This is a genomic window from uncultured Bradyrhizobium sp., assembly GCF_936943645.1.
Lineage (GTDB): Bacteria > Pseudomonadota > Alphaproteobacteria > Rhizobiales > Xanthobacteraceae > Bradyrhizobium.
Genome location: NZ_CAKZJO010000052.1, coordinates 191,192 through 213,459, shown reverse-complemented (window position 1 = coordinate 213,459; position 22,268 = coordinate 191,192). Strand labels below are relative to the sequence as shown.

The window sequence follows — 22,268 nt, the reverse complement described above, 5'->3', positions numbered from 1 at the left end:
GGCAATCAGGCCATGAATCAGGCCATGAACATGCGTGCGGCGGACGCCAGCGTCAGCAGCGTGCCGACGCCGATGAAGATCTTGCCGATCAGGGAGCTCTGGTCCCAGGCCGAGCTCTGCTGGCTGCTCGCCATCACCGGTGCCGGCCGGAGCTGGGCCTCGGTTGCGGCAAGGACCGTCTTCTGCGCCGGCGGGGTATCCTGTTGCAGGGCGCGATCGATGTCGTTGAGCTGATCGGGGGCGACGACCTGATTCTCGGCGTTCGGCGCGCTGGTATTGTCGGCGGCCGCCTGGACGTTGTCGTTGGCGCGATCCGTCATCGCGGAGGCCGCAGCCGCGGTCGGTGTATCGGTCGCGGCGAGCTGCGCGTTGGCGTTGGCGATTGCCGGCGGCATCTGGCTCGACGCCGGCAAGTCATTGTCGGCCTTGTTGTCAGCCGTCCTGCCATCAGCCGTCTTGCCATCGGGCTTGTTGCCATCAGACTTGTTGCCATCAGACTTGGCCTCGTCGGCCTTCGCCGGGGCTTCGGTCTTGTCGTCCGACTTCTGCGCCGTCTTCCTGCTGTTGGTGCGGCGTGACTCGTGGCGCCGGTGCTTGCTGGGCTTGGCCGTGTCGACCTGCTGGCCCGCGCTGTCCGATTTGCCGGTGGCTGAGCTTGGGGCCGCCTGTGCAAGGCCTCCGAACAGCAACAAAAGCCCGGCCAGAACGATCAGGGCCGCGCGCCCGCTGGCTTTCATCATGGCGATGATCTCCCCAATTCCGCCCGTCCCGGGATCGAACAGAGACCCTGGGGCGTGACGACAGCGGGGCAGAAAATGGGAATCTTCGGGTTACACCGGGCAAAAACGGGGCAAACCGATCCCGGACCGCCGGCCGCCGGATGCGGGACGAGCCGATCGGTGTTATGAGCCGTCGCGGAGAGTGACGGCCTAACGGTCGCGAGGTCCGGCGTTGATCACGAATTTGTGATCTCGTCCCGATCCGCGTAACAAATTGACCGAACGGCCGAATTGCATGGTGAGGGGCGCGCGTGCGCGGACGTGAGGACGAATGGACCGGCCTGATGCGGTCGGCCATGGCAGGCGATGATGCGGCATATCATCGCCTGTTGAAGGCGGTCACGCCGGTGCTGCGCGCCGCGGCGAGGCGCGGCCTGGCGCGGGCCGGGCAACCCCCTGATCAGGCCGAGGATATCGTGCAGGAGATTTTGTTGGCGGTGCACCTGAAGCGGCACACTTGGGACAGCGAAGCCCCCTTCGCGCCCTGGCTGTTCGCGATCGCCCGCAACAAGCTGATCGATGCGCTCAGGCGGCGCGGCAGGCGGGTCTTCGTCAATATCGACGATTTCGCCGAGACGCTGCCGGGCGAAGCGCCGCAGGAAACCGCTTCGGCGGGAGAGGTCGCGGCGCAACTGGGCACGCTGCCGCAGCGCCAGCGCGACGTGCTGCAGTCGATCGCGGTCGAGAGCGCCTCGATCAAGGACACGGCGGCGAAGTTTTCGATGAGCGAAGGCGCGGTGCGGGTCGCACTGCATCGCGGACTTGCCGCCCTGACGGCCAAACTGCGGGACCACTAGTCATGGATACCGATCAACTCATCCGCTCGCTCGCCGCCGACAACGCCCACCGCGCGCCGCGCGTCGGCGCCATGCTGACCATGGCGCTGCTGGTCGCCGCGCCCTTGTCGATCCTGATTTTCGCGACCTTTCTCGGCGTGCGGCCCGACGTGATGACGGCCATGCGCAACCCGTTCTTCGACATGAAGTTCGCGGTCACGCTGTCGCTCGCGATCCCCGCGATCATCGTCAGCCTGCATCTGTCACGTCCCGAAGCCTTGATGCGCGGCTGGGGCTGGCTGCTGCTGCTCCCCGTCGGGCTGCTTGCGGTTGCGATCGGGAGCGAGGCGATGATGGCGCCGGCCATGCCGATGACGATGCGGCTGGTGGGCAAGAATTCCAGGGTGTGCCTGATCGCGATCCCTGTGATGTCGCTGCCGCTGCTCGCAGGCGCGCTTTTCGGCCTGCGCCATGGCGCGCCCGCGCACCCCGCGCTGGCCGGTGCGCTCGCGGGCCTGGTGTCGGCCGGCCTTGCCGCGACGCTCTATGCCTCGCACTGCACCGACGATTCGCCTCTGTTCGTCGCGACCTGGTACACGCTGGCGGCGGCGCTCGTCGCGGCGGTCGGCGCGTTGGTGGGCTCGAAGGTCCTGAGATACTAGACTCTGCGGCCTCACGCCGCCGGCGTGGTGGTCTGCTGCATGCGGTGGAAGCGCAGCACCTGCTGCGCGGTCGATGAGCGCAGCGCCTCGTAAGTGTCGCGCAGCGTCAGCATGTCGGTCTGCGAGCCGCCCGAGAGCTTCTCGCGCATGGCGATGATGGCGCGTACGCTCGGCCAGGACATGCCCGCGACCTTGGCGAGGATCATGACGCCCTCGGTGCGGCTTTCGATCATCATGGTCTCGGCGGTCTCGACGGCAACGCCGGCGAGCGCGGCGAGCCCCGCATTGGTTTCGTCGAACTTGCCCTGCTCGGCAAAGGTGGTGACCTGGAATTCGGTGAGACGGCCGTCCTGGTGCAGCGACTTCACCAGCGCCCGCGCCATTTCGGTCTGCTTCGACATGGCGGCGGCGCGCACCCGCTGGGCCACTTCCTGGACCACGCTCGACACCTCGTCCGCGAGATCCGGATGCGCCGCCTCGAGCTTCCTGCGCACGCTCAGGGAGGCTTTCGCGACCAGCTTCAAATAGTGATGACGCGGCAGGTCCTTGCGCAGGCCGATGCAGGCGGCGAGGTCGTCGTCGCGTTCGGCGCGGGTGACGAGGTCGGACAGGCTTCCCTCGGAGAGCCGCGCGCCCGGATTGCCGACGGTCGATTGCACCACATCCTCATTGCCGCGGCTGACCAGCACGTCGGTCAGTGCTTCCGACAGCGTCCGCCGCAGCGAGATCGCCTTGAGATGCGCCTGGCCCCTCGTGCGCGCGATCTCGATCAAGGTCGTCTCGTCCAGCCGTTCCGATTTCGACAGCACGGGGCCGGAGACCTCGATGACCTCGTCGAGCGCGAGCGTGCGGATGATGTTCGGCGGCGCTGCCGCGATCGGTGCGAGGCGGTCGGCGAGCAGCGCCCTGGCCGAAACCTCGATCTGCTCGATCAGGCACTGGAACACGTCGTCGAACACGCGGATATGGTCGTCGGAATAGTCCACCGCATTGCCCACGAAGAGATCGGTGACACGGCGCAGCGTCTCGACCCGGCGCGCGACGGTGCCGTGCGACAGCGCAGCCTGCAATTCCTCGAGCAGATTCTCGGATGATTTTGCGGATTTGGATCTCATTGCCCTGTCCTGGAGCGTTCGGTCCGGCGTCGGCTTTCGTCGCACCGGGGAAAAATGGATTGGTCAGCTCGTTGCAATACGGTTGCGCCCTTGCGCCTTGGCGGAATAGAGCGCGCGGTCGGCGCGCGCGAGAAACGTGTCGGCAGTATCAGTCTCGCGCAGCGTCACGACGCCCGCGGAAATGGTCACGCGCATGCTGAGCGAGAAGGCGCTCCAGTCGAGATCGGCGACGATGCTGCGCAGGCGTTCGAGCATGCGCTGCGCGGCATCGCCCGACGTGTCCGGCAGCAGCAGCAGGAATTCCTCGCCGCCGTAGCGGCCGAAGCTGTCGGCCGGGCGGATGTTGGCGAAAATCGTGATCGCGAAGGTGCGCAGCACCTCGTCGCCGACGGGATGGCCGTGGGCGTCGTTGATGCGCTTGAACCAGTCGAGATCGATCAGTGCGATCGCGATCGGCGTCAACGTCTGCCGCGATTTTTCGATCTCGACGTCGAGAAGGCGCATGATGCAGCGGCGGTTGTAGGAGCCGGTGAGCTCGTCGAGCTCGGCCAGTTCCTCGATGCGCTGATAGGCGGCCTTCAGCTCGATGCTGCGCCGGTACAGGATCTTGCGCAGGGTGGCGCCGAACAGGCCGAGGAAGGCGCACTGGCCGATCACCAGCACGAAGCACAGCATCGAGGCGGTTCGCTCCAGGCGGGTCCTGACCGGCAGTCCGATTGGCAGGTCCGAGCCCAGGAAGACGATGGCGAGCCCGCAGGTGGCAAGGCCCCAGGTGACCACCGCCTGGCTCGAGGTCATCCGCAGCGTGCCGAACGCGAAGATCAGGAACAGCACGGCGATGAACGCGACCCCGACCGTCGGCACGGCGAGCAGGAACACCAGTTGCAGCGCCATATGCGCCGAGATCTGGAAAACGGTGAGATAATGATCTTCAAAGCGGTCACCGAAGCCGGCTTCCGACAGCACGGTAAACGTGCCGATGATCAGGAGCCCGCCAAGCCAGAACAGCGATGGAACGGCCATGGAGACCACGCCGCCATAGGCGTAGAGCAGCAGGACGGAGGCGCCCAGCGAATAGCTCGCGACCTGGCCGATATACATCTGGCGGCGCTGCCGGGCCCGGCGCGCCAGGACCTGGGGGGCCGCCGCCTCGGGCGTGAGGACGAGATCCGCGACCTCAGCGGCATTCCTCTCGGGAAAGGACGTCGCGGCCGTGCTCATGGTCCCGCCAATGGTGGATGTCAGCGGAAAAATCTACGTGGCAAGCCTTTAGGTTTGGTATCCTTTGAAATCGAATCCGAACCGTGCAGCGCGGAACAAGGTAATGGGCCGGCGGAAGAAATTTGCCGGCGACCGGGCATCAGTTTGCGATGCGATCGAGCCTAATGCGGGCTTGGCGAGACATATGTCGTGCAGGGCTGCTATGGAACCGGACGAGGCCGGGCCGCCTGTGCCGGACAGGCATTCCGCAGGGAAGTATCGCAGTATTATGTTACCGATCTGGATGATGGCGGCCGACCGCCGCGAGTGCGACAACAAAAGCGCGCGTATGTGGGGTGGATCACACAGAGGCCCGTATGACTGCGGTAGGCTGAACAATTTTGCACCCCCTGTCGAACCGTCCGCCGCGCCGACCCGACCAACTTTGCGAGACGGGCATTGAGCGTGACACAGGCGGCTTCGGACGAGGTCCTCATCGCCAGGATCGCTCAAGGTGACCGGCTCGCCATGCAGGTGCTGTACGGGCGGCACCATGTCAGGGTGTATCGTTTCGGGCTGAGGCTCGTGCGGGACGAGCAGGCGGCGGAGGACCTCATCAGCGAGGTGTTTCTGGACGTCTGGCGTCAAGCCGGCAAGTTCGAGGGCCGATCCGCTGTTTCCACCTGGCTGCTGGCAATCACCCGGTTCAAGGCCCTGTCTGCGCTCCGGCGCAGGAAGGATTTTGAACTGGACGAAGAAGCCGCCAACGCGATCGAGGATACGTCCGACGATCCGGAAACGGTGGTGCAGAAGAAGGATACCAGTGAAGCGTTGCGGGAGTGTCTGACGGGACTCTCGCCGGACCACCGGGAAATCGTCGATCTCGTCTACTACCACGAGAAGTCCGTGGAAGAGGTGGCTGAAATCGTCGGCATCCCGGAGAACACTGTGAAGACGCGCTTGTTTTATGCGCGCAAGAAATTGGCCGAACTGCTGAAGGCAGCCGGCGTTGAGCGAGGCTGGCCATGATGGCTTTGAGCAAGAAGATGCTGGAGCAAGAGCCCAGTGAAATTGAACTCCTGCTGCCGTGGCACGCCGCCGGCACCCTGAACGCGCGCGATGCGCGCCGGGTCGAGGAAGCGCTGGCGCGCGATCCCGAGCTTGCCAGGCAATATGCCGCGATCCGCGGCGAGTACGAAGAGACCATCCATCTGAACGAGAGCCTCGGGGCTCCGTCGGCGCGCGCGATGCAGAAGCTGTTCGCCGCGATCGACGCCGAGCCGGCGCGGGCGAGCGGTTCGCTGCCGCTGTCGGCGCGCATCGCGACCTTCTTCGCGAGCCTGTCGCCGCGCACGCTGGCCTGGTCGGCCAGCCTTGGCGCGGTCGCGCTGGTGCTGCAGGCCGGTATCATCGGCGCCGTGCTGATGAAGAAGCAGCCCGCGACCTTCCAGACCGCCTCGCTCTCGACCAGCGCGCCGATCACGCGCGAGCTCGGGTCATCCGCCGCACCGGCGCGCGCACTGGTGCGTTTCACGCCCGAGGCGCGCGTCGCCGACATCACTGCGCTGCTCGACAGCTATCAGGCTTCGATCATCGGAGATGCCAAGGGCGGTATGTTCCGCCTCCAGTTCGACAGGGCCTTGAGCCAGGACGAGCTTGCCTCGCTGCTTGGCAGGATGCAGCGCGAGAAGTTCGTCAACCTCGCCGTCGCGGCGCCGTAGGCGCGCCGCTGAGCCGATGACGGGCAAGTCCAAGAGCGGGTGCAAGAGCAGGTTGCGCGCCGGGGCCCACGCTTCATCGGTCGGCGCCGCGCTTCTGATCGCCGCCTGTCTCGGCGTCGAGATCGCGCAGGCGCAGGCGATCATGCGCACGCCCACGATCAGCTTGCCCTCGCGAACGCCGACCATCTCGTCGAACATCACCCCGCGCGTCAGTCCCAACCTCGCCGCGCGCGGGGTCAGTGTCGACCGCGGCCCGCGCACCATCGCGGCCATCCCCCATACCACGACCTCGCGCATCCGGCCGACCACGGTACTGCCCTATGCGCGCTACTCGCCGAACCTGTATCCGGCCTGCACCGCGCCCTATCGCGCTGCCGATGGCGAATGCCTTGCGCAGCCGAATGCCGGCGGCGAGGGCACCGGAAAATCCGGCAAGAAGAGCGCCGGCAAGGGGCGCGGCAGCAATACGCCGGCCGCGATGATTTCGACCAGCTTCGCCCATGAATTCGTCGCCGAGATCGACGGTGCACTGTCGCCGGCCGAGGCCGACGATCTGGCGCGCCGGCACGGCCTGACGCGCATTTCCTCGGAAAACTTCCCGCTGATCGGTGCCACGTTCGGCCTGTTCCGGATCACCGACGGCCGCCCGACCGAGACGGTGCGGCGGGAATTCGCGGCCGACGGCAGCGTGCGCGCGGTCCAGCCGAACTTCCGCTACCTGCTCCAGGACCAGAAATCGACGACCTTGAGCGAGGGCGATCCCGCGCAATACGCGCTGGCCAAGCTTCGCCTGCCGCAGGCCCATACGCTGGCGCACGGCGCCAACGTCACGGTGGCCGTGATCGACTCCGGCATCGACGCCGGACATCCCGAGCTTGCCAATTCGGTCTCCGACAATTTCGATGCGCTCGGCAGCGCCGAGGGACCGCACGTCCACGGCACCGGCATCGCCGGTGCGATCGTGGCGCATTCCCGGCTGATGGGCAGTGCGCCCGAGGCCCGCATCATCGCGATCCGTGCCTTCGGCGGCGCCAATGGCGGCGCCGAGAGCTCGTCCTACATCATCCTGCGCGCGCTGAATTATGCCGCCGAGCACGGCGCGCAGATCGTCAATATGAGCTTTGCCGGTCCCAAGGACGCCGTGATCGAGCGCGCCATCGCGGCGACCGCCGCGCGCGGCCTCGTGCTGATTGCCGCGGCCGGCAATGCCGGCGCGAAATCGCCGCCGCTCTACCCGGCCGCCAATCCGAACGTGATCGCGGTCAGCGCGACCGACCAGCAGGACCGGTTGTTCAGCGCGTCCAACCGCGGCAATTACATCGCCGTCGCCGCACCTGGCGTCGACATCTTCCTGCCGGCGCCTGACGGCAAGTACCAGATGACGTCGGGAACCTCGTTCTCAGCCGCCTATGTCTCCGGCATCGCGGCGTTGCTGCTCGAGCGCAACTACGCCTTGAAGCCGGAAGCGCTGCGCATGACGCTGACGAAGACCGCGCGCGACCTCGGCTCGCCCGGCCGCGACGAGCTCTTCGGCGACGGCCAGACCGATGCGTTTGCCGCGGTCATGGCTATTCCCGCCGACAGCGCGACGCCGGTTGCGGCTGCGTCCGGTACAACAAAACGTGAAGATGCCGCGAGGCGTCGCGATGAGCCCAATAGCCGCGCGATCGAACAACCCTCGCTGTCGAGCGCGGACGATAAATCCACGATTTCTCAGGCGGATAGGCCGGCGGCGCGATAGCCGCTGCGCCGAGGATGCGCGCGGGATCGCAGGTCAAAAAAGCGCCCCCCGCGTTGAACGTTCAGCTGGCTGCCACGACCAAATTATGTGGGAGCGGTCATCCCTCCCCATCAGTCATATCAGGCGCGAGCGCCCATCCACCCCAAGCGCCCATATGGCTCGACCCGTCCGGTTGTCCCCCCGGACGGGTCTTTTCTTTTCAGCGCGTTTTCGAGCGAAGTGGATTCCGACTCGCGGGGAGAAACCGCGCCGGATTCTTTGAAACTTCGCATGCGCTCAGCTTTCGGTTGAAAGGTCGCGCCGGCGTCGACGACCGTCGCTCGGGCAACACGCGGCACGTCCGCTATGCTTGTGCGAAGCTTGACTCGAAAACACAGCAAATCTCCGCACGACTACGGTGTTTGACGACGCGCGCCGTGTCGTTGCTGGACAAGTCAAAACTTTTCCACAAAATATTCATGTCGCGTCTAAATTGATTCGTGTGCGTTGCGTCCCCCGCGTCCGTGTTTTCTCCTGACGGGCTGGTTTATGACACTTCGCCAAGAATCTGACTGCACGTCCGTTCGTGCCGTGGCTGTTGGTCGCGACGTTGCGGCGCGCTGGTGCGCCCTTGCCGAGCAGCGGCTGCAGCATCTCTCCGAAATGTTCGAGACGGGTCGCTGGCGCCGTTATCATTCCGAGATCGCGTTCCTCGAAAACATCCAGGAAGCCAAGCGCGCCGTCCAGACCTGGCGCGCGCTCGCAACCGGCGCTGACGTTGCCGAGGCGGCTGCAAGCGTGACGCCCGCCTTCGGCTGGTCGCCGGCGACCATGCCCCGCGTGTTTCCGCGTGAGCCGCAGGCGCAGACCCTGCAGCCCAAGACTCTGCAGCCCAAGACACTGCAGCCAAAGGCCGTCCACATCGCCCCCGAGACCGCCGTCCCGGTCAGTCTCGATCCGATGCCGGACGTTCTCGCCGAGGTCACCGAAGCCCCGATCGCGCCGCTCGCCGTACCGGCGCCTGCGGCAATCGCGTCTTTCATCGCGCCCGCCGAGATGCCGCCGCTGAAGGCTCCCGCCGCGCGGGCGCCGTTCATTGCACCCGTTGTGAGGCCGCCGCTGGCGCCTAGCGCACTGGCGCCATTCACCGGGCCGGAAGTGAGGCCGCCCGCCGCGGTGGCTGCCGCTACGCCGCCGAAGGCCGCGCCTGCCGTGATGGCGGCGCTCCTGCCGCAGTTCGCCCCGCCGGCCGAGGAGATCGTCGCTGCCCCCGAGCGCGTCGTCGAATTCACCTTCAGCCTCGACGGCCTCGAAGCCAAGTACCCGCTGCTGAGGAACGCGTTCTAGCGTCGGGCAGACAGAGGCGAGGGGCGGACCTTAGCGCCGCACCGCATTCCCGCCGAGCACCACCTGGGCAAATCGTTGCGCGCCATCGGCCGACAGGTCTGGGGTCACGGCACGGGCGTGATCGAGCCCGACGACGGCGCCGCGCGGGGTTTCCGAGATCATGTTGTTGTTGACCAGCGCGATACCGGCGCCCGGCACGACGGAGACGCCGACGCCGGCCAGCGCCTTGCGGATCACGTTGCCGGTGATGGCGACGTCGCGCAGGTATTTGCCCCAGCCGGCGACGATGCCGTAGGAAGGCGCGTTCTCGATCACATTGCCGGTCACTGACGTGTCGGCCTCGATATAGATGCCGACGCCGGCATCGTCGTCGGGCGCGGTGCCTATGGGGCGCTTCGGGATCAGATTGCGGATGATATTGCCTTGAACGACCGCAATACGTCCGCCTTCGTTGAAATTGCAGACGGAGACGCCGACCGCGGCGCCGTCGACCGTGTTGTTGGCGATCACCGCGGCCTCGAACGAGAACTCCGAATAGAGCGCGACCTCGCGCACGTCGCTGACGCTGTTGCCCGATATCTGGATGTTCGAGGCGGAGTTGCCGCGTACCGCGGAGTAATCGCAGTTCCGGATGCGGTTGCCGCGCACGATCACATTGCCGGCGCGGAAGGCGTTGATGGCGTTGCCGTACTGGCCGGAGCCGCCGGGACCGGCCTTGATGTTCTCGATGCGGTTGTCGGCGACCAGCGTGCCGTCGTCACCGATCGCCGTGCGCAGGATCTCGATGCCATTGTCGTTGGTGCCGAGAATCGTGTTGCGGCAGACGCTGAGGCCTTTGGCGTCGAACGAGACTACCGCCGTCGCGGCGATGTCCGTGAAGATGTTGCCGGAGATGTCGCCCGAGACCTGTTCGAGCCAGATGCCGCTGCCGCCGGAGTTCGCGATCTCGCAATCGGTGATGCGGACGTCGCGCCCGCCGAGGACATGGATCAGCCCGCGCCGCGCGGCCAATGGAATGCTGCCGCCGTCGAAGGTGATGCCGGAAAGTCCGATGGAGTCCGCAGCATCGCTCTGGATCGCCGAGGCGCCGCCGGTGAAGATGAATTTGGTCGCGCCGCGGACGCCGATCAGTTGCGCACCGTTCGGCAGCCGCAGCAATCCGCTGCGGTAGACGCCGGGCGGCAACGCCAGCGGCATCTGCATTCGCGCGGCCTCGTCGATCGCACGTTGCAGCGCGCGGGTCTGGTCCTCGCTGCTGCCGGGTCGCACGCCAAATTGCGTGGCATCGCGGCCGAGCAGCGACGTCAGCGGCGCCCCGCGCGCAGCGTCAGCCGGCATGGCAAGCGCGCCGGCGATGCCAGCGGTGGAAGCTCCGATGAGATGGCGGCGATTGAGGTCCATGACGCGTCCTCCGGCGGACGCGGGGGTCCGCGAGGACTAGGTAGCGCAGGGCAGGCGAGGGTGCGGGGATTGTTCGCGGTAGGGTTAAATGTTTACCCCAGCGGAGGTGCCGTAGGGTGGGCAAAGCGCTAGCGTGCCCACGTTATCGCAAATCGGAACGAGATGGTGGGCACGGCGCAAGGGCGCCTTTGTCCACCCTACGAAACCTGTGTGTTCCGCCGCTTTCTTGCCAACCCCACCATCTCCATCAGCATCGCTTCCCCCGCATCCACCAGTTCTTCCAGCGTGATCCGGGGCGCGCCCTTGCGGCGCACGGCGCCGCTGCGTGCCAGCAGGGGAATATGGATGAACGCCGCAAGCTGCGGCCCGCCGGACCGCACGTTCTCGATCGCGCGCCAGCTTAAGTAGTTGCACAGATAAGCGCCGGCATCGCGCGAGGCGCGCGCGTCGATGCCCGTGAGGCGGGCGGCGCGCAGCAGCCTTGCCGTGTGCGGGCCGAATGTCATGGCGTCGGCATGGCCTGCGATGCCGCGCTTGCTGGAGCGGGTGTTGGCGGCGTCGGGCCAGAGCATGGTGACGGCGTTGCGGGCGCGGGTCTCGATGCGCAGGTAAGGCGTGCGTGCGGCGAGGCCGAACATCAGCACTGCGTCCGGCTTCACCTTCTTGAGCACGTCAGGCAATTGCCGGTCGACCGCGGCATAGGTGACCGGAAAGATGTGGCTGGACAGCTCGACGTCATCGAGCGCTGGCCGCCGCAATTGCGTCAGCCGCGCCACCAGCGGCTGGGTCGGATTATAGGGCGCGCCGGGGAAGGAGCCGAAGCCGGTGAGGAGGATGCGGAGCTTCTTGCTCATTGCAGCAACTCCAGGATCTGCTCGGCGGCGAGCGCCGGCGTGAGATGACCGTCAGCCACTTCGGCTTCGATCTTCCGGACCTTCGTGCGCACCGATGCCTCGCTACGGAGCCGCGCCAGCATGCGCTGCTCCAGCATCGACCACATCCACTTCACCTGCTGTTCGCGCCGCCGCGCCGCGAACTCGCCGGATGCGTTCATGGCCTTGCGATGGTCGAGGACCTTCTGCCAGAGCTCGGCGATGCCGGTGCCGGCCAGCGCCGAATAGGTCTCGACCGGCGGATGCCAATGCTCGGATCGGGGCGCCAAAATGTGCAGCGCGCCGCGATAGTCGGCCGCCGTGATCTTGGCGCGCTTGAGGTTGTCGCCATCCGCCTTGTTGATCGCGATCATGTCGGCGAGTTCGACGAGCCCCTTCTTGATGCCCTGCAATTCGTCGCCGCCGCCCGGCAGCATCAGGGCAAGAAAGAAATCGGTCATGTCGCAGACCGCGGTCTCGGACTGACCGATGCCGACGGTCTCGACCAGCACGACGCCGAAGCCGGCGGCCTCACACAGCAGCATCGCCTCGCGCGTCTTGGCCGCGACGCCGCCGAGCGTGCCCGAGGACGGCGAGGGGCGGATGAAAGCGTCGTTCGAGGCTGACAACCGGGCCATCCGCGTCTTGTCGCCGAGGATCGAGCCACCGCTGCGCGCCGAGGACGGATCGACCGCGAGCACCGCGATCTTATGGCCTTGCTCGATGAGGTAGGTCCCGAGCGCGTCGATGGTGGTGGACTTGCCGACCCCGGGCGAGCCGGTGATGCCGACGCGGAACGCCTTGCCAGTGTCGGGCAGCAGCGTCTGCACCAGCTCGCGCGCCAGCGCCTGGTGGTCGGCGCGGCGGCTCTCCACCAGCGTGATGGCGCGGGCAAGTGCTGCGCGGCTGCCGGCGCGCAAGTCACGGGCGAGGGTCTTGATGTCCAGCGGGGCCTTCTTCTCAGTCATGCCCCTGCTTTACAACGCCGAGCCGGAGCATGCGAGAGCTGCCCGCCCGATATCACCGGCTCGTGGCCGCCGCAGCTTGCGGCGGTTTCACCTTGCGCCAGACCCACACCATCACCGGCCACAGCAGCGCGCCGATCGCCATGGCGGCGAGGATGGCGGCGACCGGGCGCTCGAAGAACGGCAGGATACTGCCGTCCGACTTGATCAGCGAGGTGACGAAGGCCTGCTCGACCATGGTGCCCATGACGATGCCGAGTACCATGGCGGCGACGGGATAGCCGTTCGCCTCCATCACGTAGCCGATCACGCCGAAGGCGGCGACGGTGACGACGCCGAACATGTTGTTGCCGATCGCGAACGAGCCGACCGCGCAGCACAGCATGATGATCGGCATGATGGCCGAGCGCGGCGCCAGCAGGATGTAGGCGGCGATCCGGATCATGGCGATGCCGAGCGGGATCATCAGGATGTTCGCGATGATGAACATCAGGTAGATCGCGTACATGCTCGACGCCTTCTCGGTGAACAGCGTCGGGCCGGGATTGAGGCCCTTCATGTAGAGCACGCCGATCGCGATCGCGGCGATGGTGTCGCCGGGGATGCCGAACAGCAGCGAGGGCACCCAGCCCGAGGCGATGCTGGCATTGTTGCTGGCGCCCGCCTCGACCAGGCCCTCGACATGCCCGGTGCCGAACTTTTCCGGCTCCTTGGAGAAGCGCTTCGACATCGCGTAGGACACCCAGGCGGCCATGTCGGCACCTGCGCCCGGCAGCACCCCGATGATGATGCCGACGATATTTCCGCGCGTCATCTGCCAGTGATACATCTTGGTCAGCTTCCACTGGCCAGCCATGATGCTTCCGAACTTGCGCCGCGGCAGCGGCGGCGGCTCGGGCGTCAGCATCGCGCGCATCACCTGCGCGACCGCGAAGACGCCGACCAGCGCCGGGATCGGCTCGATGCCGCCGAAGAGATCGGTGAGGCCGAAGGTGAAGCGCGGCACGCCGCCGGGATTCTCGATGCCGACGCAGGACACCAGCAGGCCGATGAACATGCCGGCGATCGCCTTCACCGGCGAGGAGCGCGCGACCAGGGTGGCGCACATCAGGCCGAGCAGCGCCAGCCAGAAATATTCGAAGGTCGAGAACGACAGCGCGATCTCGGCGAGCGGCGGCGCCAGGATCATCAGCGACAGCACGCCGGCAATGCCGCCAACGGCGGAGAACCAGACGCCGGCACCCAGCGCCAGCTCGGCCTGGCCCTTGCGCGTCATGGCGTAGGCTTCATCCGCATACGCCGCGGAGGCGGGCGTGCCGGGAATGCGCAGCAGCGCGCCGGGGATGTCGCCCGAGAAGATCGCCATCGAGGACGCCGCGACGATGGTCGCGATCGCCGCGATCGGCGACAGATAGAAGGTGACGGGGACGAGCAGGGCGGTCGCCATCGTCGCCGACAGGCCCGGCAGTGAGCCGATCACGAGGCCGTACACGGAGGCTGCGAACATCGCGACGATGACCTCCCAGGTGGAGATCAGCGCGAACGCGTCAAGCAAGGTTTTGAGCATGGGATTACCAGGGCGTCGGCAGCAGGCCGGCAGGCAACGGCACGCGCAGCAGCTTGCCGAAGATGAGGTGAATGGCGAAGGGCGAGAGCGCCGCGAGCGGCAGCGCCAGCTTCCACTTGGCGCCGAGCGCGGTCGAGGTGACGTAGACCATGATCGCTGCGGTGATGATGAAGCCGAGCCGGTCGGCCGCAAGCACGTAGAACAGCAACAGCGCCGGCGGCAGCAGCGCGCGCAGACCGTAGAGCTTTCCTTGCGGCGGCGGGGCTGCGGCCTGGCCGTCCTCCAGCGGGATCAGCTCTTCCTCCTCCTCGAAGGAGTGTCCGATCCCGAACACGATCGCGAGCCCGCACAGCGCAAGCCCCGTGCCGATCACCAGCGGAAACACGTTGGGGCCGACCGGCTGGCCCGGCACCGGCGGCAGCAGCCAGCCGCCATAGGCGGCCGCAGCACCGAGCACGACGAGAAATGATCCCGTGACGGAGTCGGGAAGACGCATGGGAGGGTCCTAGCCTTCTCCCTCTCCCCGCCTGCGGGGAGAGGGTATAGGCGGCCTTGGCCGCCGTGGTTAAAGAACGTCGATGCGTAGCATCGGCTTTGGTGAGGGGGAGTCTCCGCGGGGACGGAGATGGTTGGATTCGCGGAGAGTCTCCCTCACCCGAATTCGAGCTTTGCTCGAATTCGACCTCTCCCCGCAGGCGCGGAGAGGTGAAGGAGAGCTCGGAGCTGCGACCGGCATCATCTCAGCCAGAGCAGGGACGTCACGCCTTGCTCAGGCCGGCCGCCTTCATCGCCCCGCCCATCTGGGCGTCGCCCTTGTCCATGAAGCCGGCGAACTGGCCGGCATCGCCCCAGACGGTGCCGAAGCCGCGGTTGCTCATGAAGTCCTTGAACTCGGCGGAGTCGTAGACCTTCTTCAGCGCCGCGGTGAGCTTGGTTGCGATCTCCGGCGGCAGGCCCTTCGGCGCGCCGATGCCGCGCCAGGCGCCGGTCGCGTAGTCGATGCCCATCGCTTCCTTCAGCGTCGGCACGTCCTTGAAGACCGGATTGCGCGCGGGCGCCATGATGGCGAGGCTCTTGGCCTTGCCTGCCTCGATGATCGCGCGCGCCTCCGGCACCGAGCACGTCGTGAGGTCGAGGCCGCCGGCGGCGAGATCCTGCATCGCGGGCGCGGCGCCGTTCGACGGCACCCAGGCGACCTGGTTGGCGGGCAGGCCCATCGCCTGCATCCAGCCGACCAGAGCCAGATGCCAGATGCCGCCCTGACCGGTGCCCGACGCCTTGAACTTGCCGGGAGGCGCCGCCTTGATCGCTTCTGCGAGCTCCTTGACCGTCTTGTAGGGCGAGGAGGAGGAGACCTGGATGCCCGGGGGATCCTCGTTCATCAGGGCCAGCGGCGTATAGCTCTTCGGCGTCAGCTCGGTGAGTCCCTGCCAATGCATCATCGAGATTTCGACGGTGAGCATGCCGATGGTGTAGCCGTCGGGCTGCGCGGTCGCGATCGCGCTATGGCCGACCACGCCGGAGCCGCCGGTGCGGTTGACCACGTTGAAGGGCTGGCCGAGGTCCTTTTCCAGCAGCGCCGCGACAATGCGCGCGGTCGCGTCGGTTCCGCCGCCTGCGCCCCAGGGCACGATCACGGTGACCGGCCGGGCCGGATAGGCCTGAGCGAGTGCGGGCTTGAAGCCGAATGCGGCGGATGCCGCAACAGCGGCGGTTGAAGCCGCAAAGGTGCGGCGCGAAATTTTGGACATTGAATGCCTCCCAGCGGCGCCCGTGACGTCGGGCGCTCTTGTCAATGGCGACATTCTAGTCGGCTTTGCAGCGCCGCCGCAAGGTAGCGCTACCAAGGAGATCGACATGTTGTGTGAAAACTGCATGCCCATCAGACGGGCAGTCGGAAACCGGGTGGGTTTTGCCCGCGCGCTTCGCCAACCTGCACGCGTAACGAAAGCCAAAGGCAAGCCATCGATGACCCAAGCCTATTACAGCGCCGTGCTGGATCGCCCCATGGACGAAGTCTGGTCGCTGATCCGCGATTTCAACAACTATCCCGCCTATATCGATGGCGTGAGCGAGAGCGTGATCGAAGACGACAGGCGCGGCGATGAAGTCGGCGCCATCAGACGCTTCTGCTATCTCGGAAACTGGATCCGCCAGCGCCTGGTCGATCACTCGGACGGGCAGCACACCCTGACCTATGCCGGTCTCGAAGCGCTGCCGTATCCGCAAGACGACGGAAGCCGGACGCCGGCGCCGACGCGCTATCAAGGCACCATGCATCTGCGCCCGATCGTTGAAGGCGACCGCACCCTGATCGAATGGTCGGTCGCCCTCGAGACCGAACCTGCAGACGCCGATCGCTGGCAAGCCCTGTTTGCGTCCTGGATTCCGGACTGGACGGATTCACTGGCGCGAACGTTGGCGCGATCCGGCTAGCGATCGTTCACGGCTGCTCCGCGTCGCCCTTCGGCCGCGCGCCGCCGAAGATGCGGGCGCCTTCCGCAGTGAGATAAGGCTTCAGCGTCTCCCACGGCACGAAGGCGACATACTCGCCCTCGGCATAGGGGCCGACGGCGTAGGGCGGATAGTGGAAGGTGAGGCCGGAGCTCTTGCCGGCTTCGGTTGACGGCGCCAGCGTCACCGCGCCGACCTTGAGCAGGCTCGGCGCGACGCTCTTGAACCATTCCTCGGTTGCGGTCTCGCTGGCGTCGCGCTTCTTCTTCTCCGCCTTGAGCGAGGCGATGATGGCCTTCACCATCGCCTTCATGGTCACGCCGTTGTCGGCGGTCTCGGTGAAGAACGGGCGGATCGAGATGCGCTTGTTGTCGGCCTTGTCCCACAGGATCGTGTTGACGTCTGAATTGGGATGCGCGCCCCGGGTGTTCATGTAGTCGTTGCGGAGGACGCTGACATAGCGGTCGGCAACGACGGCGCGGATTTCGTATTTGCGCTCGAACTCCCAGCCGCCGTCCTTGAAAAACTGCGGATCGGCCTTGCGCGCGGCGGCAGCCTCCGCCGCATTCTTGTCGAGCCATTTCTTGCCCTCCGCGAGGCAATCGGCCGCCAGCGCCGCGTCCGCCTTGATCCTGTCGTCGAGGAACACGCGCGCCTCGATGCTCTTGGTCTTGACGACGGCGTCGGGCTTGGGGTCGGCGGCGTGGGCGGAAAATGCGCATGTTGCGCTCAGCGCCAGGGCGACGCTCAAACGGGTCATGAATTTCAAGGATGGTGCTCCTGCGTGAGCGTCAGAATATTTCGACAATGTCATCTGCGCTGTGCGGCGCAAAGCGGGGGTCCATCGAGCGGCGAACGGTTGCCTGCGCCTGCAGGCCGGTCGCGTCCTCGATGATGTGTTCGACATCGATCAGGTTGAGTAGCGAGAAGGTGGTGTCCGGTTCGACCTCGACCAGGATGTCGATATCGCTGTCGGCGCGATAGTCTTCACCGGCTCGCGAGCCGAGGATGGCGAGCTTCGACACGCCCTTGCCTTTGATGGCATCTTCGTTCTTGCGGATCGCCGCGATGATCTCGTCACGTGTCATGGACGCAATCTGGCCGGTTGCGCGGCCAGTGTATCATCTACTCCGCCGCCTCGCTATGTCCGAGCCGGGTGTTCAGCTTGCGGATCAGCTCCTCGGCCGCGTCCGCGATCACGGTGCCCGGCGGGAAGATCGCTTCGGCGCCCGAAGCGTAGAGCGCGTCGTAATCCTGCGGCGGGACGACGCCGCCGACGATGATCATGATGTCGTCGCGACCCTGCTTCTTCAGCGCGGCCTTCAGCTCCGGCACGGCAGTGAGGTGGGCGGCGGCAAGCGAGGAGACGCCGAGGATGTGCACGTCGTTCTCGACCGCCTGCCGCGCCGCTTCGTCCGCGGTCGCGAACAGCGGTCCGATGTCGACGTCGAAGCCGATGTCGGCGAAGGCGGACGCAATCACCTTCTGGCCGCGGTCGTGGCCGTCCTGGCCGATCTTGGCGACCAGGATGCGCGGGCGGCGGCCCTCCGCCTCCTCGAAGGCGTCGATCAGCGCCTGAACCTTCTCGACCTGGTTGCCCATGCTGGACGCCTCCCGCTTGTAAACGCCGGTGATGGACTTGATCTCGGCGCGGTGCCGGCCGAACACCTTCTCCATGGCGTCGGAGATCTCGCCGACGGTCGCCTTGGCGCGCGCCGCATCGATGGCGAGCGCGAGCAGATTGCCATTGCCTTCGCCGGCCGAACGCGTGATCGCCGCGAGCGCGGCATCGACGTCCTTCTGGTTGCGCTCGCACTTCAGCCGCGTCAGCTTGTCGATCTGCAGGCGGCGGACATTGGTGTTGTCGACCTTGAGGATGTCGATGGGCACCTCGTCGGTCGGCTTGTACTTGTTGACGCCGATCACGGCCTGCTTGCCGGCATCGATGCGCGCTTGCGTCTTGGCCGAGGCCTCCTCGATGCGCAGCTTGGGCACGCCGGCCTCGATGGCTTTTGCCATGCCGCCGAGCTCCTCGACCTCCTGGATGTGGCCCCAGGCCTTGGCCGCGAGGTCACGCGTCAGCCGTTCGACATAATACGAGCCGCCCCAGGGATCGATGATGCGCGTGGTGCCGCTCTCCTGCTGCAGGAACAGCTGGGTGTTGCGGGCGATGCGCGCCGAGAAGTCGGTCGGCAGCGCCAGCGCCTCGTCGAGCGCGTTGGTGTGCAGCGACTGGGTGTGGCCTTGCGTCGCCGCCATCGCCTCGACCGTGGTGCGCATCACGTTGTTGAAGACGTCCTGCGCGGTCAGCGACCAGCCCGAGGTCTGGCTATGCGTGCGCAGCGAGAGCGAGCGCGGGTCTTTCGGGTTGAACGGCTTCAGGAGCTTCGCCCAGAGCAGGCGCGCGGCGCGCAGCTTGGCGACTTCCATGAAGAAGTTCATGCCGATTGCCCAGAAGAACGACAGCCGCGGCGCGAAGCGATCGACGTCGAGGCCGGCGGCAAGGCCGGCACGCAAATATTCGACGCCGTCGGCGAGCGTATAGGCGAGCTCGAGGTCCTGCGTCGCGCCGGCCTCCTGCATGTGATAGCCGGAGATCGAGATCGAATTGTATTTCGGCATCTTTTGCGAAGTGTAGGCGAAGATGTCCGAGATGATCCGCATCGAGGGCGCGGGCGGATAGATGTAGGTGTTGCGCACCATGAACTCTTTCAGAATGTCGTTCTGAATGGTGCCCGACAGCTTCTCCGGCGGTACGCCCTGTTCTTCGGCCGCGGCGACATAGAGCGCGAGGATCGGCAGCACCGCGCCGTTCATGGTCATGGACACGCTCATCTGGTCGAGCGGAATCCCCGCGAACAGCGTGCGCATATCGTAGATGGAATCGATGGCAACACCGGCCATGCCGACGTCGCCGCCGACCCGCGGATGGTCGCTGTCGTAGCCGCGATGGGTGGCAAGGTCGAAGGCGACCGAGAGGCCCTTCTGTCCGGCAGCCAGGTTGCGGCGATAGAACGCGTTGGAATCCTCCGCCGTGGAGAAGCCGGCATATTGCCGGACGGTCCAGGGCTGGTTGACATACATGGTCGGGTAGGGGCCACGCAGATAGGGCGCGATGCCCGGATAGGTCTCGAGGAAATCGAGCCCGGCCAGATCAGCCTCGCCATAGGCCGGCTTTACGAGAATGCCCTCGGGCGTCAGCCAGGGCTCGGCGCTGCCTGACGGTGCGGCGGTGGTTGCTCGCGCGAAGGCGACGTCTGCAAAGTTCGGAATGCGGCTCATGGCTTCAACCATATCATCAATCATGATCCGGATGCTGATGGCTGACGATGGTCGCCATCTTCTCCGGTCCGTAATTCTGTTGCGTGGTCTGGCTCGGCAGATTGGCGATGCCGACCACCCAGCCGAGGCGGGACTCGGTGCCGAACTGCCGGGTCGGGATCACCCGGTCGGGGCGGTCGAAGGCGCCGGTCATGATCTCGATCCGGTCGCCGTCGATACGGCCGAAGCTCAGCGGCGTGCCGCAGGCGGGGCAGAAGCCGCGCTCGGCGATAGTGGAGGAGCGGAAGAACGACGGCTGCCCCTTGGTCCAGGCGAAGTCGGTCTTGTTGATGTCGGCAAAGGACGCAAAGGGCGCGCCGGCCGCCTTCTGGCACATCCGGCAGTGGCAGATCGAGACCCTGTTCGGCGCCATCGAGACGCCGAAGCGCACCGCCCCGCATTGGCAGCCGCCGGTGAGAACGGGCTTGCTGGTGTCGGTCATGGCTGCTCCATCCGTCCGTAGGCGTCTTGCAGCGTGGCAAGCGCATCGCCTCCGGCGAAGACAAAACCCGTGACGCCGGCGGCCCGCAGCGCCGCCTCGGCTTCCGTCGGGCGGCCTGCCAGATAGATATGTCGGCCGCCTGCGGTTTGCAGGGCCTTCGCGGCAGGTTCCGCCTGATCGGCGTAGACCTTGTCGCTGGAACAGAGGCAGGCGAGCTCGGCGCCGGAGGCCTTGAAGGCCGCAGCCAGCTTCGCCGGGTCGGCAAAACCTTCGCTGTCGAGGGCCTGAATGCCGCCGGCTTCGAAGAAGCTCTTGGCGAAGGTCGCGCGCGCCGTGAAATCGGCGGGCGTGCCGAGATTGGCCAGGAAGACTTTGGGCCGCGACCTGCGCGCCTTCAGCATCGCATCGGATTTGTCGCGCAGCGCCTCGAACGGTTCCGCGAGCCGGATCGGCGGCAGCGGCTCGAACTTGTATTTCTGCTCGCCATAGGGGGCGAGCGTGACCGGCGTCGCCGTCAGCACGGTGGCTTCGCGCTCGTGCAGGTTCGGAAACTCGCTGGCGCCGGTCAGAACGTCGCGACGCTTGGCGATGTTGGCGTCACGCGCCTTGCGTGCTGCCGCGACCTTGCCCTGGAACAGGCCTTGCTGAAGCGCGGCAAAGGCGCCGCCGGCTTTTTCGCTCTCCTGGAACAGCGCCCAGGCGGCCTCGCAAAGCTGCGCGGTCAGCGTCTCGATGCCGCCGGCGCCCGCCGCGGGATCGCTGACCTTGGCGAGGTTGCTTTCCTCCAGCAGCAGAAGTTGCGTGTTGCGCGCCACGCGGCGCGCGAACGCATCGGGCAGGCCGAGCGCCAGCGTGTGCGGCAGCACGGTGATCGCGTTGGCACCGGCGAGTCCCGCCGAGAATGTCGCGATGGTCGCGCGCAGCATGTTCACATAGGGGTCGCGCTGCGTCAGCATGCGCCAGGCCGTGTCGGCGGCGATGAACAGCGGTTTGGGCGTGAGCCCGCAGGCGGTCTCGATCCGCGCCCACAACAGCCGCAGTGCGCGGAATTTGGCCATGGTCAGGAACTGGTCGGCATCGGCGGCAAGCCGCGCATAGACCATGCCTTGCGCGGCTTCCAGCGGAATGCCGGCGCCTTCGATCGCGCGCAAGTAGGCGACGCCGCAGGCGAGGACGAAGGAAAGCTCTTGCACCTCGGAGCCGCCGGCATCGTGGATCACGCGTCCGTCGGCGGAAGCGAACGGCCCCTTGAAGCCGAGCCCGGCAAGGCCCTTGATGGCGCCTGTGATCGCGGGGGCGATTTCGTCCCAGGTATAGGGGCTGTGGCCCCACACCGCGCCGGCCGCGAGCGGATCGAGGCCGAAGCGGATGTTGCAGGCGGCGGGATCGAGACCCTTGCTCTTCACATATTCCGCGACGTGGATCGCGGCCATCCGCGACTGCGGACCGATCTCGAGCTCGATGCCGATGTCGGCGTCGAGATGGATGTCCTTCAGGACTTTTGCGACCGCCTCGGCCGAAGGTTCCAGGCCGAAACCGCGCGCGCCATTGGCACCGGCGAACACCAGCGCGAGCCCGGTCGCGCCGTTCTCCAGATCCTGCAACGCCTGCGCATTCGCGAGCGCCGCATCGGGATGGTCGATCCGCTGCACGATTTGCCACGGCGCCGCGGCCGCTCGCCCCACCACGGGCGCGACAGCCTTGGCGCGCGGATAGAGCGGATCGATCTTGAGCCCGTCATAAGTCTTGCCGACCAGCTTCTCGAACGGCGCGCCCTTGAGCACGCCGTCGACCAGCTTGCGCCAGTCCTCGACGGTTGCTTGGGGAAAATCGGCCGCCAGCTTCGGGTCGTCAGTCACGGAGGTCATACGGCCAAGGGCTCCCAAACGTATCGTTATTCGCGGGGCGAATTTGCCACGGCGGGCC

At 66.4% G+C, this 22,268-nt stretch carries 21 protein-coding genes; 7 read left to right on the top strand and 14 right to left on the bottom strand.

The features are described from left to right. Positions 1 to 17: 17 nt before the first annotated feature. Positions 18 to 740: a hypothetical protein gene (locus Q0743_RS11830; protein ID WP_298241694.1), complete on the bottom strand. Its 723-nt coding sequence runs from the start codon at positions 738 to 740 to the stop codon at positions 18 to 20. Between the two features lie 290 nt (positions 741 to 1,030). Here Q0743_RS11830 and Q0743_RS11825 point away from each other — a divergent pair, with 290 nt between their 5' ends. Together Q0743_RS11825 and Q0743_RS11820 are read left to right on the top strand one after the other, a co-directional pair. Further along, on the top strand, positions 1,031 to 1,576 hold the full coding sequence (locus tag Q0743_RS11825) for a sigma-70 family RNA polymerase sigma factor (RefSeq protein ID WP_298241693.1): 546 nt from the start codon (positions 1,031 to 1,033) through the stop codon (positions 1,574 to 1,576). Positions 1,577 to 1,578: 2 nt separating this feature from the next. After that, positions 1,579 to 2,217: a DUF1109 domain-containing protein gene (locus Q0743_RS11820; protein ID WP_298241692.1), complete on the top strand. Its 639-nt coding sequence runs from the start codon at positions 1,579 to 1,581 to the stop codon at positions 2,215 to 2,217. 11 nt (positions 2,218 to 2,228) lie between these two features. Here the strand turns inward: Q0743_RS11820 and Q0743_RS11815 are convergent, their stop codons facing one another. Together Q0743_RS11815 and Q0743_RS11810 are read right to left on the bottom strand one after the other, a co-directional pair. Next, positions 2,229 to 3,332: a DUF2336 domain-containing protein gene (locus Q0743_RS11815; protein WP_298241691.1), complete on the bottom strand. Its 1,104-nt coding sequence runs from the start codon at positions 3,330 to 3,332 to the stop codon at positions 2,229 to 2,231. Between the two features lie 63 nt (positions 3,333 to 3,395). Further along, the gene (locus Q0743_RS11810; RefSeq protein ID WP_298241690.1) at positions 3,396 to 4,553 is read right to left on the bottom strand and encodes a GGDEF domain-containing protein; all 1,158 of its coding nucleotides are present in this window, start codon (positions 4,551 to 4,553) and stop codon (positions 3,396 to 3,398) included. Positions 4,554 to 4,991: 438 nt separating this feature from the next. On the opposite strand from Q0743_RS11810, the gene Q0743_RS11805 reads away from it, so the two are divergent. The 4 genes from Q0743_RS11805 (at position 4,992) to Q0743_RS11790 (ending at position 9,320) form a co-directional block, all read left to right on the top strand. Then, on the top strand, positions 4,992 to 5,561 hold the full coding sequence (locus Q0743_RS11805) for a sigma-70 family RNA polymerase sigma factor (RefSeq protein ID WP_298241689.1): 570 nt from the start codon (positions 4,992 to 4,994) through the stop codon (positions 5,559 to 5,561). Continuing rightward, positions 5,558 to 6,253: a hypothetical protein gene (locus Q0743_RS11800; RefSeq protein ID WP_298241688.1), complete on the top strand. Its 696-nt coding sequence runs from the start codon at positions 5,558 to 5,560 to the stop codon at positions 6,251 to 6,253. The genes Q0743_RS11805 and Q0743_RS11800 overlap by 4 nt, the downstream gene beginning before the upstream one ends. A gap of 16 nt (positions 6,254 to 6,269) precedes the next feature. Next, positions 6,270 to 7,994, top strand: coding sequence for a S8 family serine peptidase (locus Q0743_RS11795; RefSeq protein ID WP_298241687.1), 1,725 nt, complete (start codon positions 6,270 to 6,272; stop codon positions 7,992 to 7,994). Positions 7,995 to 8,564: 570 nt separating this feature from the next. Further along, a complete protein-coding gene (locus Q0743_RS11790; protein ID WP_298241686.1) occupies positions 8,565 to 9,320 on the top strand; it encodes a TIGR03809 family protein in 756 nt (251 codons plus the stop codon). Between the two features lie 30 nt (positions 9,321 to 9,350). Here the strand turns inward: Q0743_RS11790 and Q0743_RS11785 are convergent, their stop codons facing one another. From Q0743_RS11785 to Q0743_RS11760, 6 genes are all read right to left on the bottom strand, one after another. Further along, positions 9,351 to 10,721: a TIGR03808 family TAT-translocated repetitive protein gene (locus tag Q0743_RS11785; RefSeq protein ID WP_298241685.1), complete on the bottom strand. Its 1,371-nt coding sequence runs from the start codon at positions 10,719 to 10,721 to the stop codon at positions 9,351 to 9,353. A gap of 197 nt (positions 10,722 to 10,918) precedes the next feature. Next, positions 10,919 to 11,575 carry a pyroglutamyl-peptidase I gene (locus Q0743_RS11780; protein WP_298241684.1) on the bottom strand — a complete coding sequence of 219 codons (657 nt, stop codon included), beginning with the start codon at positions 11,573 to 11,575 and terminating at the stop codon, positions 10,919 to 10,921. Next, the gene (meaB, locus tag Q0743_RS11775; protein ID WP_298241683.1) at positions 11,572 to 12,561 is read right to left on the bottom strand and encodes a methylmalonyl Co-A mutase-associated GTPase MeaB; all 990 of its coding nucleotides are present in this window, start codon (positions 12,559 to 12,561) and stop codon (positions 11,572 to 11,574) included. Before meaB ends, Q0743_RS11780 begins: the two co-directional genes overlap by 4 nt. A gap of 52 nt (positions 12,562 to 12,613) precedes the next feature. Beyond that, complete coding sequence (locus Q0743_RS11770; RefSeq protein ID WP_298241682.1) at positions 12,614 to 14,125, bottom strand: tripartite tricarboxylate transporter permease; 1,512 nt, start codon at positions 14,123 to 14,125, stop codon at positions 12,614 to 12,616. 4 nt (positions 14,126 to 14,129) lie between these two features. Next, positions 14,130 to 14,621: a tripartite tricarboxylate transporter TctB family protein gene (locus Q0743_RS11765; RefSeq protein ID WP_298241681.1), complete on the bottom strand. Its 492-nt coding sequence runs from the start codon at positions 14,619 to 14,621 to the stop codon at positions 14,130 to 14,132. A 262-nt stretch (positions 14,622 to 14,883) separates the two neighbouring features. Continuing rightward, positions 14,884 to 15,876, bottom strand: coding sequence for a tripartite tricarboxylate transporter substrate binding protein (locus tag Q0743_RS11760; RefSeq protein ID WP_298241680.1), 993 nt, complete (start codon positions 15,874 to 15,876; stop codon positions 14,884 to 14,886). 22 nt (positions 15,877 to 15,898) lie between these two features. Between Q0743_RS11760 and Q0743_RS11755 the strand changes: the two genes are divergently transcribed. Then, positions 15,899 to 16,561 (top strand): SRPBCC family protein, encoded by a 663-nt coding sequence (locus Q0743_RS11755; protein WP_298241679.1) that lies wholly within the window; start codon positions 15,899 to 15,901, stop codon positions 16,559 to 16,561. Between the two features lie 7 nt (positions 16,562 to 16,568). Here the strand turns inward: Q0743_RS11755 and Q0743_RS11750 are convergent, their stop codons facing one another. The 5 genes from Q0743_RS11750 to Q0743_RS11730 are packed head-to-tail and all read right to left on the bottom strand — an operon-like array spanning position 16,569 to position 22,210. After that, on the bottom strand, positions 16,569 to 17,339 hold the full coding sequence (locus Q0743_RS11750; RefSeq protein ID WP_298241731.1) for an RsiV family protein: 771 nt from the start codon (positions 17,337 to 17,339) through the stop codon (positions 16,569 to 16,571). Positions 17,340 to 17,370: 31 nt separating this feature from the next. Beyond that, positions 17,371 to 17,667 carry a nucleotidyltransferase domain-containing protein gene (locus tag Q0743_RS11745; protein ID WP_298241678.1) on the bottom strand — a complete coding sequence of 99 codons (297 nt, stop codon included), beginning with the start codon at positions 17,665 to 17,667 and terminating at the stop codon, positions 17,371 to 17,373. Positions 17,668 to 17,704: 37 nt separating this feature from the next. Next, on the bottom strand, positions 17,705 to 19,861 hold the full coding sequence (scpA, locus tag Q0743_RS11740) for a methylmalonyl-CoA mutase (RefSeq protein ID WP_298241730.1): 2,157 nt from the start codon (positions 19,859 to 19,861) through the stop codon (positions 17,705 to 17,707). A 16-nt stretch (positions 19,862 to 19,877) separates the two neighbouring features. Further along, positions 19,878 to 20,342 carry a GFA family protein gene (locus Q0743_RS11735; protein WP_298241677.1) on the bottom strand — a complete coding sequence of 155 codons (465 nt, stop codon included), beginning with the start codon at positions 20,340 to 20,342 and terminating at the stop codon, positions 19,878 to 19,880. Beyond that, positions 20,339 to 22,210: a methylmalonyl-CoA mutase family protein gene (locus tag Q0743_RS11730; protein ID WP_298241676.1), complete on the bottom strand. Its 1,872-nt coding sequence runs from the start codon at positions 22,208 to 22,210 to the stop codon at positions 20,339 to 20,341. Before Q0743_RS11730 ends, Q0743_RS11735 begins: the two co-directional genes overlap by 4 nt. Positions 22,211 to 22,268: the final 58 nt, after the last annotated feature.

Excerpts from the sequence above, each read along its gene's own strand:
- Q0743_RS11830 (WP_298241694.1), bottom strand. The coding sequence starts at position 740 with ATGATGAAAGCCAGCGGGCGCGCGGCCCTGATCGTTCTGGCCGGGCTT.
- Q0743_RS11820 (WP_298241692.1), top strand. The coding sequence starts at position 1,579 with ATGGATACCGATCAACTCATCCGCTCGCTCGCCGCCGACAACGCCCAC.
- Q0743_RS11815 (WP_298241691.1), bottom strand. The coding sequence starts at position 3,332 with ATGAGATCCAAATCCGCAAAATCATCCGAGAATCTGCTCGAGGAATTG.
- Q0743_RS11810 (WP_298241690.1), bottom strand. The coding sequence starts at position 4,553 with ATGAGCACGGCCGCGACGTCCTTTCCCGAGAGGAATGCCGCTGAGGTC.
- Q0743_RS11800 (WP_298241688.1), top strand. The coding sequence starts at position 5,558 with ATGATGGCTTTGAGCAAGAAGATGCTGGAGCAAGAGCCCAGTGAAATT.
- Q0743_RS11795 (WP_298241687.1), top strand. The coding sequence starts at position 6,270 with ATGACGGGCAAGTCCAAGAGCGGGTGCAAGAGCAGGTTGCGCGCCGGG.
- Q0743_RS11785 (WP_298241685.1), bottom strand. The coding sequence starts at position 10,721 with ATGGACCTCAATCGCCGCCATCTCATCGGAGCTTCCACCGCTGGCATC.
- Q0743_RS11780 (WP_298241684.1), bottom strand. The coding sequence starts at position 11,575 with ATGAGCAAGAAGCTCCGCATCCTCCTCACCGGCTTCGGCTCCTTCCCC.
- meaB (WP_298241683.1), bottom strand. The coding sequence starts at position 12,561 with ATGACTGAGAAGAAGGCCCCGCTGGACATCAAGACCCTCGCCCGTGAC.
- Q0743_RS11770 (WP_298241682.1), bottom strand. The coding sequence starts at position 14,125 with ATGCTCAAAACCTTGCTTGACGCGTTCGCGCTGATCTCCACCTGGGAG.
- Q0743_RS11765 (WP_298241681.1), bottom strand. The coding sequence starts at position 14,621 with ATGCGTCTTCCCGACTCCGTCACGGGATCATTTCTCGTCGTGCTCGGT.
- Q0743_RS11760 (WP_298241680.1), bottom strand. The coding sequence starts at position 15,876 with ATGTCCAAAATTTCGCGCCGCACCTTTGCGGCTTCAACCGCCGCTGTT.
- Q0743_RS11750 (WP_298241731.1), bottom strand. The coding sequence starts at position 17,339 with ATGACCCGTTTGAGCGTCGCCCTGGCGCTGAGCGCAACATGCGCATTT.
- Q0743_RS11745 (WP_298241678.1), bottom strand. The coding sequence starts at position 17,667 with ATGACACGTGACGAGATCATCGCGGCGATCCGCAAGAACGAAGATGCC.
- scpA (WP_298241730.1), bottom strand. The coding sequence starts at position 19,861 with ATGAGCCGCATTCCGAACTTTGCAGACGTCGCCTTCGCGCGAGCAACC.
- Q0743_RS11735 (WP_298241677.1), bottom strand. The coding sequence starts at position 20,342 with ATGACCGACACCAGCAAGCCCGTTCTCACCGGCGGCTGCCAATGCGGG.
- Q0743_RS11730 (WP_298241676.1), bottom strand. The coding sequence starts at position 22,210 with ATGACCTCCGTGACTGACGACCCGAAGCTGGCGGCCGATTTTCCCCAA.